Genomic DNA, 15,133 nt, shown 5'->3' with positions numbered 1-15,133 from the left:
AGAGTATGCCAGTTGCCGTATGCGGTGAGACTCCGGAAAACGGGTGCGTGCCGTCACACCCGAGGGGTGTGACGGCACGCCCGGATCGAGGCCGTCGAAGGTCAGAGCGACAGGAGCGAGACGATGGCGGGGCCGAAGGCGGCACCGAGGAGATACGCGAGGTTGAACAGGCCGATGGCCGGGGGGCGTTCGGCGTCGGGGACGGCCGAGGTGGCGTGCACCGCGAACGCGCCCTGGCCCGAGGCGGCCGCGATCGACGTCAGGGCCTGAGCGGCCAGCAGGACCGCGGGGGAGGTGCCGACGGCCGCCAGCACCGCTCCCGCGAGGGCCAGACCCACCAGCGCGGTGATCACGACCCGGCGTCCCGCCCGTGCCGCCGAGACCGCCACGACGAACCAGGACAGGGCGCCGCCCAGCAGCAGCGGCCACACCATGGCGACGCCGATCTCACTGGTGGACCACGACGTGTGGTCCTCCAGCCGCTCCGGAATCGCGTACATCATGCCGAAGTTGACCACCGCCAGGCACAGCGCGAGACCGGCCGCGACCAGGAAGCCCGGGTTGCGGAGCAGGACGGCGGGGACGAAACCCCGCGGCCGTGCGCGCACCTGGGCCGCGAGCAGCCCCGCGGCGAGGACGGAGCAGACCCCGGCGGCCAGGGGCTGGTGGGGTACGAACACCAGCGCGGTGACCAGCGCGGTCAGCAGCACCGCGCCCAGCGGGTCGAACGGCTCCCGGGTGACCGGGGCGCCGTGCGCGCACCGGGCCACGGCGAACGGCACGGCCACGGCGCTCAGCACGGGCAGCGCGAGGGTGGCCTGCCAGGACAGCAGGTCGTTGACGAGGGAACCGGCCAGCGGGGCCGTCGAACCCACCACGGCGAGCGAGGCGGTGACCAGTCCCATGGCGCGGGGCGAGCCGGCCAGGCTCATGGCCGTCGCCGTGAGGCCGGCCGTGCCGAGGCCCATCAGGGCGGTGCCCAGGACGAGCACCGGCAGGACGGGGACGCCGGCCACCAGGCCCGCCCCCAGCAGGACGAGCAGACCGCACGTGGTGAGGGCGGTCCGGGCTCCCCGGCGGTCGAGCAGCCCGGCCAGCAGCGGCGTCCCGACGGCTATGCCCCAGCCGAACGCGGTCACCGTCCAGGTGGCGGCGCCGGTGGAGACGTCGAGGTCCCGCGCGGCGTCGTCCAGGACCAGGGCCGGGCCCGCGATACCGAAGGACAGGGGGCCGGCCATCAGGGCCAGCCAGAGGGCCGCGGGTCCGTGGAACGGGCCGCGGGTGTCGCTTGCGTGAGGTTTCCTGCCCGGCGCGGCGGGACCCTGGGCGCCGGACTCGGCGAGTGAGTTGCTCATCGGTGCTCCCTGAGCGGTCGGTCGTCGCTGGACCACCCTGGCCCGGTCCGGCGTGCAGCCCTTCGGGGGAGAAGGCGCCGGCCGGGCCAGGGAGTCGGGGATCGGGGCAGGAGGCGAGCGGGGCGGGGCGGGCCGGGCCGGGCGCCGACCGGGAGCCCCGCTGCCGCCTGCCCGGGGGATCAGCCGTCCAGCGTCGGGTAGTCGGTGTAGCCCCGGTGGTCGCCTCCGTAGAAGGTCTCCGGGTCGGGCGTGTTGTAGGGGCCGCCGGCCTTGATCCGCGCGGGCAGGTCGGGGTTGGCGAGCCACAGCGAGCCGATGCTCACCGCGTCGCACAGGCCCTCCGCCAGGACCGCCTCGGCGGCCTCGGGCGTCACCGCGGCCTCCTCGCCCGTGGCGTGCGGGTTGAGGATCAGGACGCCCGGCCACTCGCGCCGGATCAGCTTCGTGATGTCACGGCCGCCGAACTCCATCAGGTGGACGTAGGCGAGGCTGAGCGGCGCCAGGGCGCGGATCAGGGCCTCGTACAGCGCGGCGGAGTCGCTCTCCTCGATGCCGTTGGTGGTGTTGGCGGGGGAGAGGCGGATGCCGACCCGCTCCGGGCCGATCGCGTCGCTGACCGCCTGGGCGACCTCGACGGCGAAGCGGATGCGGTTGTCGACGCTGCCGCCGTAGGCGTCGGTGCGCAGGTTGGTGTTGTCGGCGAGGAACTGGTGGATCAGGTAGCCGTTGGCTCCGTGCAGCTCCACACCGTCGAACCCGGCCTCCATCGCGTACTTGGCGGCCGCGATGTGGTCCTCCACCGCCCGGGCGATGTCCTCCAGGTCCATGGCCTTGGGCGTGGGGTGGTCCAGCATGCCCTCCGGCGTGTACATCCGGCCGCCCGAGGCCACCGCCGAGGGGGCCAGCGGCAGTGCGCCGTCGGGGTAGAGGCTGGGGTGCCCGATCCGGCCGGAGTGCATGATCTGCACGAAGATCCGGCCCTGCCGCTCGTGCACCGCGTCGGTCACCCGACGCCATGCCTCCACCTGCTCGGGCGTGTGCACGCCCGGTGTGTCGATGTAACCCTGCCCGATCACACAGGGCTGCGTGCCCTCGGTGATGATGAGGCCCGCTCCGGCGCGCTGTCCGTAGTACTCGGCCGCCAGCGGGGTCTGTACGCCGCCCTTGGCCCGGCTGCGCGTCATCGGCGCCATGACGAGCCGGTTGGGCAGCGTCAGCTTGCCCAGGGGCAGCGGTTCGAAGAAGTGACTCACGATCTCCTCCATCGGGGAACCGGCTTGTTCCACACCGTAGGAAGGGGGGAGGTCAGGCCGAATCAGTAATATTTCTGAAACCGGATACGTATCTCGGCACGGCTCGCCTACCGGTGGGCCGCATCACGGGAGTGGGGGCACCTACGTGCTGTACGGCAGGTCCACCGAGCTCGCGGCGCTCGACGAACTGACCGCCGGGGCCCGCGAGGGACGCAGCGGTGCCCTGGTCCTGCGCGGTGAGGCGGGCATCGGGAAGACGGCCCTGCTCGACCGGACGGCGCAGTCGGCGTCGGCGTCGGGCATGCGGGTCCTGCGGGTCACCGGGGTCGAGCCTGAGGCTGACCTGGCCTTCGGCGGGCTGGTGCAGCTGCTGTGGCCGGTGCAGGACCGGCTGGACGGGTTACCCGAACCCCAGGCGGACGCCCTGCGGGCGGTCCTCGGGGCGACGCGCCCCCCGACGCGGGACAGGTTCCTGACCGGTCTCGCCGTGCTCACGCTCCTGGCGGACCTGGCCGAGCAGGGGCCGCTGCTGTGCCTGGTGGACGACGCCCAGTGGCTGGATCAGGCCACGTCCGACGCGCTCCTCTTCGCCGCCCGCCGGCTCGCCGCCGAGCAGGTGGCCATGGTGTTCGCCACCCGGGACGAGGGGTTCGCCGCCCCCGGGCTCACCGAACTGCGCCCCTCCCGGCTGGACACCGGCGACGCGGTGAGTCTCCTCGCCGACCTGGGACTGCCGCCCGCCCTGCGGGACCAGGTCATCGCCGAGTCCGCCGGGAACCCGCTGGCGCTCATCGAGTTCGGCGCCGCCCGCCGTGACGACCCCGGCAGCTTCACGCCCGTGACCGTCGCCGACCGGGTGCTGTCGTCGTACCGTACCCAGATCGCCGCGCTCCCCGAGAAGACGCGGCTGGCGCTGCTGTTCGCCGCGGCCGAGGGGCGGGGCGACCTGCCGCTGCAGATGAAGGCGGCCCGCACGCTCGGCGTGGGTCTGGAGGACCTGGAGGACGCGGAGCGGGCGGGGCTGATCCAGGTGACCGAGAGCACCGTCGTGTTCCGCCACCCGCTGATCGGGACCGCCGCCTACCAGGGAGCCGTACTGGCCCGGCGGATCGCCGTCCACCAGGCGCTGGCCGACGCCGCGGACGACCCCGACTGCCGGGCCCGCCATCTGCCGCTGGCCACGACCTCACCGGACGACGAGGTCGCCTCCGAACTGGTCGCCGCCGCCGAGCGGGCCGCCGACCGCAGCGCCTACGCCGCCGCCTCGCTCCTGCACCAGCAGGCCGCCCGGCTCACCCCCGACCGCCGCGCCCAGGTCCGCCGGCTCACCGACGCCGCGACCTGCGCGCTGAACGCCGGGCACGCCGGCCAGGCCCGGGACCTGGCCGAGCAGGCCGAGCGGTCCAGTCCCGAACCGGAGGACCTGGCCCGGCTCGCCCCCGTACGGGCCGCCGTGATGTTCGAGTCGGGGGAGCGGCGGGAGGCCGCCCGCCTGCTGCTGCGGACCCACGCGGCCGGCCCCGGCCTCGGCCCCGCCATCCTCCGCACCGGCGCCACGTACGGCTGGTTCGCCGGCGACGCGGACTCCGTGCGGGAGGCCGCCGAGCGGCTGGCGTCCCTCGGGGAGGCCGACCCGATGGTGGAGGGCATGGCCCACCTCGTCGACGACGACTACGCCCGCGGACTGCCCCTGCTGGAGCGCGCCGTCGCCGCCGGCCAGGACGGCTCGGACGCGGCGCGCACGCGCGCCCTGCACAGCGCGATCCTGCTCGGCGACGACGCCGCGGCCATGGAACTGGCCGCGGCCGAGGTGGCCCGCTGCCGCGCGCAGGGCCTCATCGGGGCCCTGCCCCAGGCCCTGCACCTGCTGGCGGAACGCCAGGTGCTGGCCGGGGCCCACCGGGACGCCGAGGCGTCGGTGGCCGAGGCCGTGGAGATCGCCCGCGACACCGGGCTGCGCGAGCGCGTCGCCTGGCTGGGCGGCGTTCCCGCCCGGATCGCGGCGATCGAGGGCGACGAGCGGCGCTGCCGCGACCTCGTGCGGGACGTCCCCGACGTCGGCCGGGTGGCCGGCGAGAGCGCCCTGAGCCTGCTGGAACTGGCGCGCGGCGACTACGAGGCGGCCCTCGGCCGGCTGGAGACCGCCGCCGGTCCGGGGCCGCAGCGCCACATGGCGATGGCCATGGCCACCGTCGCCGATCAGGTGGAGGCCGCGGTACGGCTCGGGCAGTCCGGGCGGGCCGAGCGGCCGATGCGCGCCTTCGAGGCCTGGGCGCGGGCCGGCCGGCAGCCGTGGGCGCTGGCGGTGGCCCACCGGTGCCGGGCGCTGGTCGACGGGCGCGAGGAGGACTACCGGGAGGCGGTCCGGCTGCACGGACAGGGCCGGCGGCCCTTCGAGCGGGCCCGTACCGCGCTGCTGTACGGGGAGTGGCTGCGCAGGGCCCGGCGCCGCAGCGAGGCCCGTGACACGCTCCGGTCCGCCCTGGAGGACTTCGAAGGGCTGCGCGCCGTGCCCTGGGCGGAACGCGCGCGTGCGGAGCTGCGGGCGGCGGGTGACGCGACGACGAGCGCCAAGGCCACCGCGGAGAACGTCCTCGACCGGCTGACCCCGCAGGAGCTCCAGGTGGTCCGGCTGGCGGCGGACGGCAACAGCAGCCGGGAGATCGCCGCGCAGCTGTTCCTCAGCCGCAGGACCGTCGAGCACCATCTGTACAAGGCCTATCCCAAGCTGGGCGTCGGCTCCCGGCGGGAACTGGCCCGTCTCAACCTGGTCTGAAGGGGCGGATCTGACAGAGATGGTTCCGATCTGACAGATCCGCGACGGCGTCCGGGCCGCTCGCGGACGAGGCCGGGTCCTCTTTGCCAGAATCCGTGACCATGATGCGTGCTGCCTACATTGAACAGCTCGGATCTCCGGACGTCATCCGTTACGGTGATCAGCCCACGCCGGAACCGGGGCCGACCGACGTCCTGGTGGACGTCACGGCCGTCTCGGTCAACCACGTCGACACCTTCGTGCGCTCGGGCGCCTGGCGCACCCCGCTCACCTTCCCCTTCGTCATAGGCCGGGACCTCACCGGCACCGTCGCCGCGGTCGGCACCGGAGTCCACCGGTTCCGGCCCGGCGACCGGGTGTGGTGCAACAGCCTCGGCCACGACGGCCGTCAGGGGGCCGCCGCCGAGCGGGTGGTGGTGCCCGTCGACCGGCTCTACCGCCTGCCGGAGGGCGCCGACCCGTTCGAGACCGTCGCGCTGGCCCATCCGGCCGCGACCGCCTATCTCGGCCTGTTCACCCACGGGCGGCTCCGCTCCGGCGAGACCGTCGTCGTGGTCGGCGCGGGCGGGAACGTCGGGAGCGCCCTGGTGGTGATGGCCGCCGCGGCGGGCGCCCGGGTCGTGGCCGTCGCCTCCGCGCGGGACGCCGGGTACTGCCGCGGACTCGGCGCCGACCACGTCGTCGACTACCGGGACCCCGACGTGCCCGGGCGCATCCGCGCCGCCGCCCCGGCGGGCGCCGACCTCTACCTCGACGCCGCCGGCACCAACGACCTGGAGACCGCGGTGGACCTGCTCGCCGGGCGGGGGCGGATCGTGCTGCTCGCCGGACTGCGCTCCCGGCCGGTGCTGCCGGTGGGGCCGCTGTACCTGAGGGACCGCTCGATCCACGGCTTCGCCATCTCGCACGCCACCGCCGAGGAGCTCGCCGAGGCCGCCAGCGCCGTCAACCGGCTGGTCGCCGACGGCCGTCTGAGGCCCCGGGCGATCGAGCGGCTGCACCTGAGCGACGCCGCCGAGGCCCACCGCCGGCTGGAGGAGGGCAAGGTGCACGGAAAACTCGTGCTGAGCGTCGCCGACGGGGCCTGAGCCGGGCGGGGCGCGCGGCGCCGGTGAAATGCGGGAATTCGGACCTGACAAATGAGAAAGCCGCTCTTTGACCGGCGCCGGGCAGCCCCGACAGAATTCTGCACATGACTCAGTCAATCATCGACACCTCGCCGCTCTTCGAGCTCAAGGCCGACATTCACATTTCCGCGACCCCGCTCGAGGTCTACTCCGTCGTCAGCGATCTGCCGCGCAGTGCCGAATGGAGCCCCGAATGCCGGGGCGGCACGTGGGTCTCCGGCGAACCGTCCACCGTCGGCGCCGTCTTCCGCGGCGAGAACCTCCGCAGCGAGGACGTCGTCGCCTGGGCGCCCCTGGTGCGCGGCGTCTGGCACACCGAGTGCCGCATCACCGCCGCCGAGCCCGGCCGCACCTTCCAGTGGATGATGCTCACCCACGCCCGCGAGGACCAGGAGAGCATCTGGGGCTTCGACATGGCGCCCGCCGAGGACGGGTGCGTGCTCACCCACCACTTCCGCATGGGCCGGGCCACCGCCGGCATCCACAAGATCGTCGCCGACCTCGACGAGGACGACCGCAAGCGCTTCGTGGCCGACTGGACCGCCAAGCTCGAGCAGGACCTCGACGCGACGCTGAAGCGCATCAAGGACGTCATCGAAAAGCGGTGACAAATTCCCGTTGATCCGTACGGGAGCCCGAATTCAAACGGCCCGCCGCACGGCTGCGGAACAGTCACGGCGGAGGAGAGGGTGGGCAGATGTTTCTCCAGCGCATCGGAAACAAGGGAATTCGGCTGGGCACGCTCTTCGACCGGGCCGCGGCCCGGCATCCGGCGAATCCCGTGATTCTCGACCATGATCTCGACGTCGCTCCGGAACGCGGGCGCCGCATGACGCTCACGGAGGTCGCCGACCTCGTCGACGATCTGGCCTCCCGGCTGTGGGCGGCCGGCGTCCGGCCCGGTGAGCGCGTGGTCGTCCACAAGACCGACGGGTTCGACATCACGCTCCTGGCCTGCTCCACGGCCAGGATCGGCGCCGTCCCGGTCCTGCTGTCCCCGAAGCTCGACGGCGCCACCGTGTGCGAGTTGGTGCGCCGCGTGGACCGGCCCTACCTGGTGACCGACCAGGACAAGCTGGACCACCACCTGCCCGCCGAGATCTTCGGGCTGGCCCGGCGGGTGCTCCTGGCCTCCGGTAGCCACGCCGAGGCCGTCACGTTCGCCTCGCTGGCCGGCTCGGCCCGGGTCGCGCCGGTGACCATGCCCCCGGACCACCCGACGCTGGTCACCCACACCTCCGGCACCACCGGAACGCCCAAGCTGGCGGTGCACACCGGGCGCACCTTCCAGGCCCGTTACCGCCCGCAGGGCACGGTGGCCTCCCTGGTGGGCCGCAGCGAACCGGTGGCCATCCACGTGTCGTTCGTGCACTCGCGGATGTTCACCGCGATGCCCATCACGATCCTCCAGGGACACCCCATGATCATCCTCCGGGACGACGACCCGGAGGTCGTGGCCGAGGTGTTCCGCCAGGCCCCGCCGGGCCTGATAGAGGCGCACCCCAACACGTTCCTGCGCTGGGAGGTGCTGGTCGACGACCCGCGCCGGCCGCTGGCGAACGTGAAGTACTTCAGCAGCACCTTCGACGCCATCCACCCGCGCACCGTGCACCTGATGCTCAAGGCGTCACGACGCGAGTCGCCGCAGTTCGTGCAGATGTACGGGCAGAGCGAGGTCGGCCCGATCGCCGGGCGCACCTACTCCAAGAAGCGCGGCGCGGACGCCGACGGCCGCTGCGTGGGCTCCCCGTTCCCCGGCATGACGGGCGTCCGGGTGGTCAGCCGGGACGGCAAGCGGCCCACCAAGTCCAACCCCGGCTACATCGAGGTGCGGTCCGACGGACGGATCGTCACCTACCTGGGCGAGCACGAGCGCTGGGAGAAGCAGGCCGACGGCGAGTGGTGGCGCATGGGCGACCTGGGCTACCGCACCAAGTGGGGCTGCCTGCACCTGCTCGACCGGGAGGTCGACGAGATCGAGGGCGTCGACAGCACCCTGGAGATCGAGGACACCCTCTTCGCCCGGATACCCGAGCTCGTCGAGGTCATCATCGTCCCGGACGAGGACGGCAGGCCCCTGCCCGTGGTGTGCACCCGCGACGACAAGCCGCTCGACCTGGCGGCCTGGAAGTCCGCGGTGGCCGGTCTGCCCGCGATGGCGGAGCCCGTGCAGTGGAAGCTCGACGACCTGCCGCAGACCGCCACCACCAAGATCAAGCGGCTGGAGCTGGCCCGGCTGCTCAAGGCGGAACGGACGGACGCGTAGCGCCCGCGTCCCGCACCGCCGCCTCTTCGGGGCGCGGGCCCGTCCCCCCTGCGGGCCCGCGCCCACGCCACCCCCCGCACGGCGGCCCGGCGCCACCCTCCGGGCCGCCGTCCCCAGCCGAGGAGTTGCCCCCGATGACGGCACTGCGCGCCTCCCGACGCCGGATCGAGCACTGGGATCCGGAGGACGAGGAGTTCTGGGAGCGCACCGGCAAGCACGTCGCCCGACGCAACCTCGTCCTGTCCGTCCTCTCCGAGCACATCGGGTTCTCGATCTGGAGCATGTGGTCGGTCCTGGTGCTGTTCATGTCCCCGGCCATCGGCCTGGGCTTCGCCCCGAGCGAGAAGTTCCTGCTGGTGGTCACCCCCACCCTGGTGGGGGCGCTGCTGCGACTGCCCTACAGCTACGCCGTGACCCGCTTCGGCGGGCGCAACTGGACCGTGTTCAGCTCGGTCCTGCTGTTCGTGCCCGCGCTGCCGGCGCTGTACTTCGTCCAGCGGCCCGGCACACCCCTGTGGGTGTTCCTGCTCATCGCCGCGACCGCGGGCGTCGGCGGCGGCAACTTCGCCTCCTCGACCACCAACATCGCCCACTTCTTCCCCCGGCGTCACCAGGGCTGGGCGCTCGGCCTCAACGCCGGCGGCGGCAACCTGGGCGTCGCCGTCGTCCAGCTCGTCGGCCTGCTGGTCATCGCCACCGCGGGCGACACCCACCCCGCCTATGTGATCGCCGCCTACCTGCCGCTGATCGCCCTGGCCGCCGTGCTGGCGGCGCTCGGCATGGACAACGTCGACACCGGCCCGGCCTCGACGGGCGCGCTGCGCGAGGCGGTGGGCAACCCGCACACCTGGTGGATCTCGCTGCTGTACCTGGGCACGTTCGGCTCGTTCATCGGGTACGGCTTCGCCTTCGGGCTCGTGCTGCAGAACCAGTTCGGCGCGACACCGCTGGAGGCCGCCGGGCTCACCTTCCTCGGGCCGCTGCTCGGCTCGCTGTCCCGCCCGCTCGGCGGCCGGCTCGCCGACCGCTGGGGAGGCGCCCGGGTCACCTTGGTGAACTTCCTGGCCATGGGCGCCGGCACGCTCGGGCTGCTGGTGGCCTCGGCCCAGCGGTCGCAGTCGCTGTTCGTCGCCGTCTTCACGGTGCTGTTCGTGCTCAGCGGCCTGGGCAACGGCTCCACGTACAAGCTGATCCCGGTCGTCTTCGCCGGGCAGGCGGAGGCCGCCGTCACCGCGGGACACGACGCGACCGAGGCCTTCGCCCGGGCCCGCCGCCTGACGGGCGCGGTCATCGGCATCGCGGGCGCCGTCGGCGCGCTCGGCGGCGTCGTCGTCAACCTGGCCTTCCGGGCGTCCTACGGCAGCCGCGGCACGGGCGAGCCGGCCTTCTGGTTCTTCCTCGCCTTCTACGCGGTGTGCGTGGCCGTCACGCTGCTGGTCTACCTGCGCACCCCGCACGGCGCCCCGGCGGACGACGTGCGGCGGGCGCGGCCGGCCGGACACGGGGCCGCCGAGTCCTCGGAGGTCACCCGTGCCTGACCGCGCGCCGCGCACGAGCGTGGCCACGCACTGCCCGTACTGCGCCCTGCAGTGCGGCACCCGCCTCGGCCACGGCGCCTCGGGAACCGTGGTGGAACCCTCCGACTTCCCCGTCAACGACGGCAGTCTGTGCCAGAAGGGCTGGACCGCGCCCGCGGTGCTCGACGTCCCGGACCGGCTGCGCCGGCCGCTGCTGCGGGGCCCGGACGGCCGTCTCGCCCCGGCCGGCTGGGACACCGCCCTGGACACGGTCGCCACACGGCTGCGGCGCATCCGCGACGAGCACGGCCCGGACGCGCTCGCCGTGTTCGGCGGGGGCGGCCTCACCAACGAGAAGGCCTACCTGCTGGGCAAGTTCGCCCGGCTCGCCCTCGGCACCAGCCAGATCGACTACAACGGCCGGTTCTGCATGTCCTCGGCCGCCGCGGCCGGCAACGCCGCCTTCGGCCTGGACCGCGGACTGCCGTTCCCCGTCGCCGACCTCGGCGCGGCGGACACGATCCTGCTCGCCGGCGCCAACCCCGCCGAGACCATGCCCCCGCTGATGCGGCACCTGCGCAAGGCGGACCTGATCGTCATCGACCCGCGCCGCACCAAGACCGCCGAACGGGCCGCCCTGCACCTGCAGCCGGTGCCCGGCACCGACCTCGCGCTGGCGCTGGGGCTGCTGCACATCGCCGTGAGCGACGGCTGGTGCGACAAGGAGTACGTCCAGGAGCGCACCACCGGCTTCGACGCGGCCTGGCGGCGCGCCGTCACCTGGTGGCCCGAGCGCGTCGAACAGGTCACCGGCGTCCCCGTCGCCGAACAGCGCGCCGCCGTGGAACTGCTGGGCGAGGCGCGCCGGGCGTACGTGCTGACCGGACGGGGCGCCGAGCAGCACAGCAAGGGCGCCGACACCGCCGCGGCCTTCATCAACCTCGCCCTCGCCCTGGGCCTGCCCGGCGTCGCCGGCAGCGGCTACGGCTGCCTGACCGGACAGGGCAACGGCCAGGGCGGCCGCGAGCACGGGCAGAAGGCCGACCAGCTCCCCGGCTACCGCATGATCACCGACCCGGAGGCGCGGGCCCACGTCGCCCGGGTCTGGGGCACCACACCGGACGCCCTGCCCGGCCCCGGCCGCAGCGCCTACGAACTGCTCGACGCGCTCGGCACCGAGGGCGGCCCGCGCGCCCTGCTGGTGTTCGGCTCCAACCCCCTGGTGTCCGCGCCCCACTCCGCCCATGTCGCCGACCGGCTGGCCGCCCTCGACCTGCTGGTGGTGGCCGACTTCGTGCCCTCGGAGACCGCGCGGACCGCCGACGTCGTCCTCCCGGTCGCGCAGTGGGCCGAGGAGGAGGGCAGCCTGACGAACCTGGAGGGCAGGGTGCTGCGCCGCCGCCGGCTGCTGCCCCCGCCGGAGGGCGTGCGCACCGACCTGGAGGTCCTGCACGGCCTCGCGGTCCGGCTCGGCGAACCGGCCCACCGCTACCCGACGTCGCCCCGCCAGGTCTTCGACGAACTGCGGCGCGCCTCCCGCGGCGGCACGGCCGACTACTCCGGCATCACCTACGAGCGGCTGGACGCGGGGGAGGCCCTGTACTGGCCCTGCCCCGAACGCCCCGGCGGGCAGCCGCACCCCGGCACGCCCCGCCTCTTCCTCGACGGCTTCGCCACCCCGGACGGCCGCGCCCGGTTCGCCGAGGTCGACCACCGCGACCCGGCCGAGACGCCCGACGCCGACCACCCCCTGTACGCCACCACCGGCCGGGTCCTCGCCCACTACCAGTCCGGCGCGCAGACCCGCCGCGTGCCCGAGCTGAACGACGCCGTCCCCGAGCCGTACGTCGAGATCCACCCCGACACCGCCGCACGCGCGGGTCTGCGCGAGGGCGGCACGGCCCGCGTCACCTCGGCCCGCGGCACCACGGTCGCGCGGGTCAGGCTGGTCGGCAGCATGCGCACGGACACGGTGTTCCTGCCGTTCCACCACCCCGGCGCCGGCCGGGCCAACCTGATCACCGGCACCGCCCTCGACCCCCGCAGCAGGATGCCCGAGTTCAAGGTCTGCGCCGTGCGGATCGAACCCGGCTCCGACGCACCGTGAGGCCCGCCATGACCGCCACGCACCACGTCCTCGTCGTCGGCCACGGACCCGCGGCGCACCGGCTCGTCGAGCGGCTGCGGGCGCACGGACACCGCGGCCCGGTCACCGTCCTCGGAGCGGAGCCGCGGCCGGCCTACAACCGGGTGCTGCTCACCTCCGTCCTCGACGGCACCCTCACCGCCGGGGACCTGGAACTGCCCGCCCCGCCCGACGGCGTGCGCGTCAGGTCCGGCGTCACCGCCACCGCCGTCGACCGCGCCCGCCGCCTGGTGCGCACCGACAGCGGCGAGACCTTCCGCTACGACCGGCTGGTGCTCGCCACGGGCGCCCGGCCGAGGATCCCGCGGCTGACCGGCGTACGCACCGCGGACGGCCGGCTCACCGAGGGCGTCACCACCCTGCGCACCGCCGACGACGCCGAACGGCTCGCGGACGGGCCCGTGGTGGTGCTCGGCGGCGGTGTGCTCGGCACCGAGACCACCCTCGCGCTGCTGCGCGCCGGCCGCGACGTCACCCTCGTGCACCCCGGGCCGCACCCGATGCACGACCGGCTCGACGACACGGCCGGCGCCCTGCTCGCGAGCCGGCTGCGCTCCGCCGGCGCCCGCCTGCGCACGGGGCGCGCCGCCGTGGAGTACCGGCCCGGCAAGCTGGTCCTCGACGACGGCGAGGTCCTGCGGGCCGACGCGCTCGCGCTGTGCACCGGCGTCGAACCCGAGACCGCGCTCGCCCGGCGCGCCGGACTGGCCGTCCGCACGGGCATCGTCGTCGACCGGCACCTGCGCACCACCGATCCGCGGATCCACGCCCTGGGCGACTGCGCGGAGTCCGGCGGCGAGGTGCCCGGACACGTCGGCACCGCCTGGGAACAGGCGGAGAGCCTCGCCCGGATCCTCGCCGGTCACGACACGCACCACCGCGCCGGCCGGCCCGCGCTGCGGCTGCGGGCGCCCGGCCTCGACCTGGCCTGCCTCGGCCCGCCCGACCCGCCGGGCGCCACCCGGCGCATCACCCTGTCCGACCCGGCCCGGGGCCGCCACGCGGCGCTCGCCCTCGACGGGGACCGCGTCGCGGGCGCGGTCCTCATCGGCCTGCCGCGCGCCGCCGCCGCGCTCGCCCAGCTGTACGCGCGCGACCTGCCGGTGCCGTCCGACCGGTTCGCTCTGCTGCTGGGCGCCGCGGCCGGCGCCACCCCCGCCCGCGTCGAACTGCCGGACGCGGCGGTGCTCTGCCACTGCAACCACGTCACCAAGGCCGACCTGCTGCGCGCCTGGCGCGCCGGTGCCCGCGACCTGACGGGGATCGCCGCCGCGACCCGCGCCACCACCGGCTGCGGAGGCTGCGCGGACGACGTGCGCAGGGTCCTCGCCTCGGCGACCGGAGGGAACAGCGCCCCATGACCCGCACCCCGCGCACCCTGGTGGTCGTCGGACACGGCATGACCGGCCACCGCCTCGTCGAGCACCTGAGGGCCCACGACCGGCACGGCGCCTGGCGTGCCGTCGTCCTGGCCGAGGAGCCCCGCCCCGCCTACAACCGGGTCGCCCTGTCGTCCTACCTGGAGGGCAGGAGCGCCGCCGACCTCACCCTCGCGGACCGCGCCTTCCTCACCGACCCCCTGGTGGAGCTGCGCACGGCCGCCCCGGTGACCGGCATCGACCGGCGGGCCCGCACGGTCACCACCGCCGACGGCACCGTCACCCGCTACGACGCCCTCGTACTGGCCACCGGATCCCGGCCGTTCGTGCCGCCCGTCCCGGGGCGCGACCTGCCCGGCTGCTTCGTCTACCGCACCTTCGACGACCTCGACGCACTGCGCGAGGCGGCACGCGAGGGCCTCCCCGGTGTCGTGGTCGGCGGGGGCCTGCTCGGCCTGGAGGCCGCCAACGCGCTGCGGCTGCTCGGCGTCCGCCCCCACGTCGTGGAACTCGCGCCGCGTCTGATGCCGGTGCAGCTCGACGACGGGGGAGCACGTGTGCTCACCCGGCTCGTCACCGGTCTCGGACTGCGGGTGCACTGCGGCACCGCCGTCCGTGAGATCCACCCGGCCGCCGACGGCCGGGTCGGCGGGGTCACCCTCACCGACGGCACCGCGCTCGACGCCCGGCTGGTGGTGTTCTCCGCGGGCGTGCGCCCCCGCGACGAACTGGCCGGACCCGCCGGACTCGCCACGGGAGGACGCGGCGGCTTCCTCGTCGACGACCTGTGCCGCACCGAGGACCCGCACATCTGGGCCGTCGGCGAGTGCGCGGCCGTCCGGGGCCGCACCTACGGTCTTGTCGCCCCCGGCTACCGGATGGCCGAACTCGTCGCCGACCGGCTGCTCGACCGCCCCACGGTCCCCTTCGCCGACCCCGACACGGCCGCCAAGCTCAAACTCCTCGGCGTCGACGTGGCCAGCTTCGGCGACGCCCACGCCGAGACCGAGGGAGCCCTGGAGTACGTCCTGCGCGACGACACGGCCGGCACCTACGCCAAGCTCGTCCTCGACCCCGAGGGGCGGGTCCTGCGCGGTGGTGTGCTCGCCGGCGACGCCACCGCCTATCGCACCCTGCGCGCCCTCACCGGCCGCGAACTGACCGCCCCGCCCGACCTGTTGCTGTCCGCACCGGGCCCCGGCGGCCCGCCGCCCCCGCACCGCGCGGCGGACGCGGCCTGACTTGACGGAGTAGTGACCGGAGGTTGGCGGCCGGCCCGGCACCGGGGCGACGATCACTGTGGCCCCATGGTGC

Annotated in this window: 10 protein-coding genes; 8 read left to right on the top strand and 2 right to left on the bottom strand. The window is 74.7% G+C overall.

Annotated features, from left to right (window positions below):
- Window positions 1–101: 101 nt before the first annotated feature.
- Both ACP7TJ_RS09225 and ACP7TJ_RS09220 read right to left on the bottom strand, forming a co-directional pair.
- Window positions 102–1,355: an MFS transporter gene (locus ACP7TJ_RS09225; protein WP_167742932.1), complete on the bottom strand. Its 1,254-nt coding sequence runs from the start codon at window positions 1,353–1,355 to the stop codon at window positions 102–104.
- A 179-nt stretch (window positions 1,356–1,534) separates the two neighbouring features.
- Window positions 1,535–2,620: an alkene reductase gene (locus tag ACP7TJ_RS09220; protein WP_093767823.1), complete on the bottom strand. Its 1,086-nt coding sequence runs from the start codon at window positions 2,618–2,620 to the stop codon at window positions 1,535–1,537.
- A gap of 133 nt (window positions 2,621–2,753) precedes the next feature.
- Between ACP7TJ_RS09220 and ACP7TJ_RS09215 the strand changes: the two genes are divergently transcribed.
- The 8 genes from ACP7TJ_RS09215 (at window position 2,754) to ACP7TJ_RS09180 (ending at window position 15,060) form a co-directional block, all read left to right on the top strand.
- On the top strand, window positions 2,754–5,384 hold the full coding sequence (locus tag ACP7TJ_RS09215) for an ATP-binding protein (protein ID WP_193457537.1): 2,631 nt from the start codon (window positions 2,754–2,756) through the stop codon (window positions 5,382–5,384).
- Window positions 5,385–5,488: 104 nt separating this feature from the next.
- Window positions 5,489–6,472, top strand: coding sequence for an NADPH:quinone reductase (locus ACP7TJ_RS09210; RefSeq protein WP_093768013.1), 984 nt, complete (start codon window positions 5,489–5,491; stop codon window positions 6,470–6,472).
- Between the two features lie 104 nt (window positions 6,473–6,576).
- Window positions 6,577–7,119: an SRPBCC family protein gene (locus ACP7TJ_RS09205; protein ID WP_093767825.1), complete on the top strand. Its 543-nt coding sequence runs from the start codon at window positions 6,577–6,579 to the stop codon at window positions 7,117–7,119.
- An 89-nt stretch (window positions 7,120–7,208) separates the two neighbouring features.
- Window positions 7,209–8,777 carry a class I adenylate-forming enzyme family protein gene (locus tag ACP7TJ_RS09200; RefSeq protein ID WP_367546981.1) on the top strand — a complete coding sequence of 523 codons (1,569 nt, stop codon included), beginning with the start codon at window positions 7,209–7,211 and terminating at the stop codon, window positions 8,775–8,777.
- A gap of 134 nt (window positions 8,778–8,911) precedes the next feature.
- Window positions 8,912–10,315 carry a nitrate/nitrite transporter gene (locus ACP7TJ_RS09195; RefSeq protein ID WP_367461246.1) on the top strand — a complete coding sequence of 468 codons (1,404 nt, stop codon included), beginning with the start codon at window positions 8,912–8,914 and terminating at the stop codon, window positions 10,313–10,315.
- Complete coding sequence (locus ACP7TJ_RS09190) at window positions 10,308–12,401, top strand: molybdopterin oxidoreductase family protein (protein WP_427762747.1); 2,094 nt, start codon at window positions 10,308–10,310, stop codon at window positions 12,399–12,401. The genes ACP7TJ_RS09195 and ACP7TJ_RS09190 overlap by 8 nt, the downstream gene beginning before the upstream one ends.
- 8 nt (window positions 12,402–12,409) lie before the next feature.
- Window positions 12,410–13,801 carry an FAD-dependent oxidoreductase gene (locus tag ACP7TJ_RS09185; protein WP_427762745.1) on the top strand — a complete coding sequence of 464 codons (1,392 nt, stop codon included), beginning with the start codon at window positions 12,410–12,412 and terminating at the stop codon, window positions 13,799–13,801.
- Complete coding sequence (locus ACP7TJ_RS09180) at window positions 13,798–15,060, top strand: FAD-dependent oxidoreductase (protein ID WP_404715078.1); 1,263 nt, start codon at window positions 13,798–13,800, stop codon at window positions 15,058–15,060. The genes ACP7TJ_RS09185 and ACP7TJ_RS09180 overlap by 4 nt, the downstream gene beginning before the upstream one ends.
- Window positions 15,061–15,133 lie beyond the last annotated feature (73 nt).

Source organism: Streptomyces sp. DSM 41931 (genome assembly GCF_050271085.1).
GTDB classification, from domain to species: Bacteria; Actinomycetota; Actinomycetes; order Streptomycetales; family Streptomycetaceae; genus Streptomyces; species Streptomyces albogriseolus.
The sequence above is the reverse complement of the archived record's forward strand: the minus strand, read 5'-3'. Positions and strand labels throughout refer to the sequence as shown.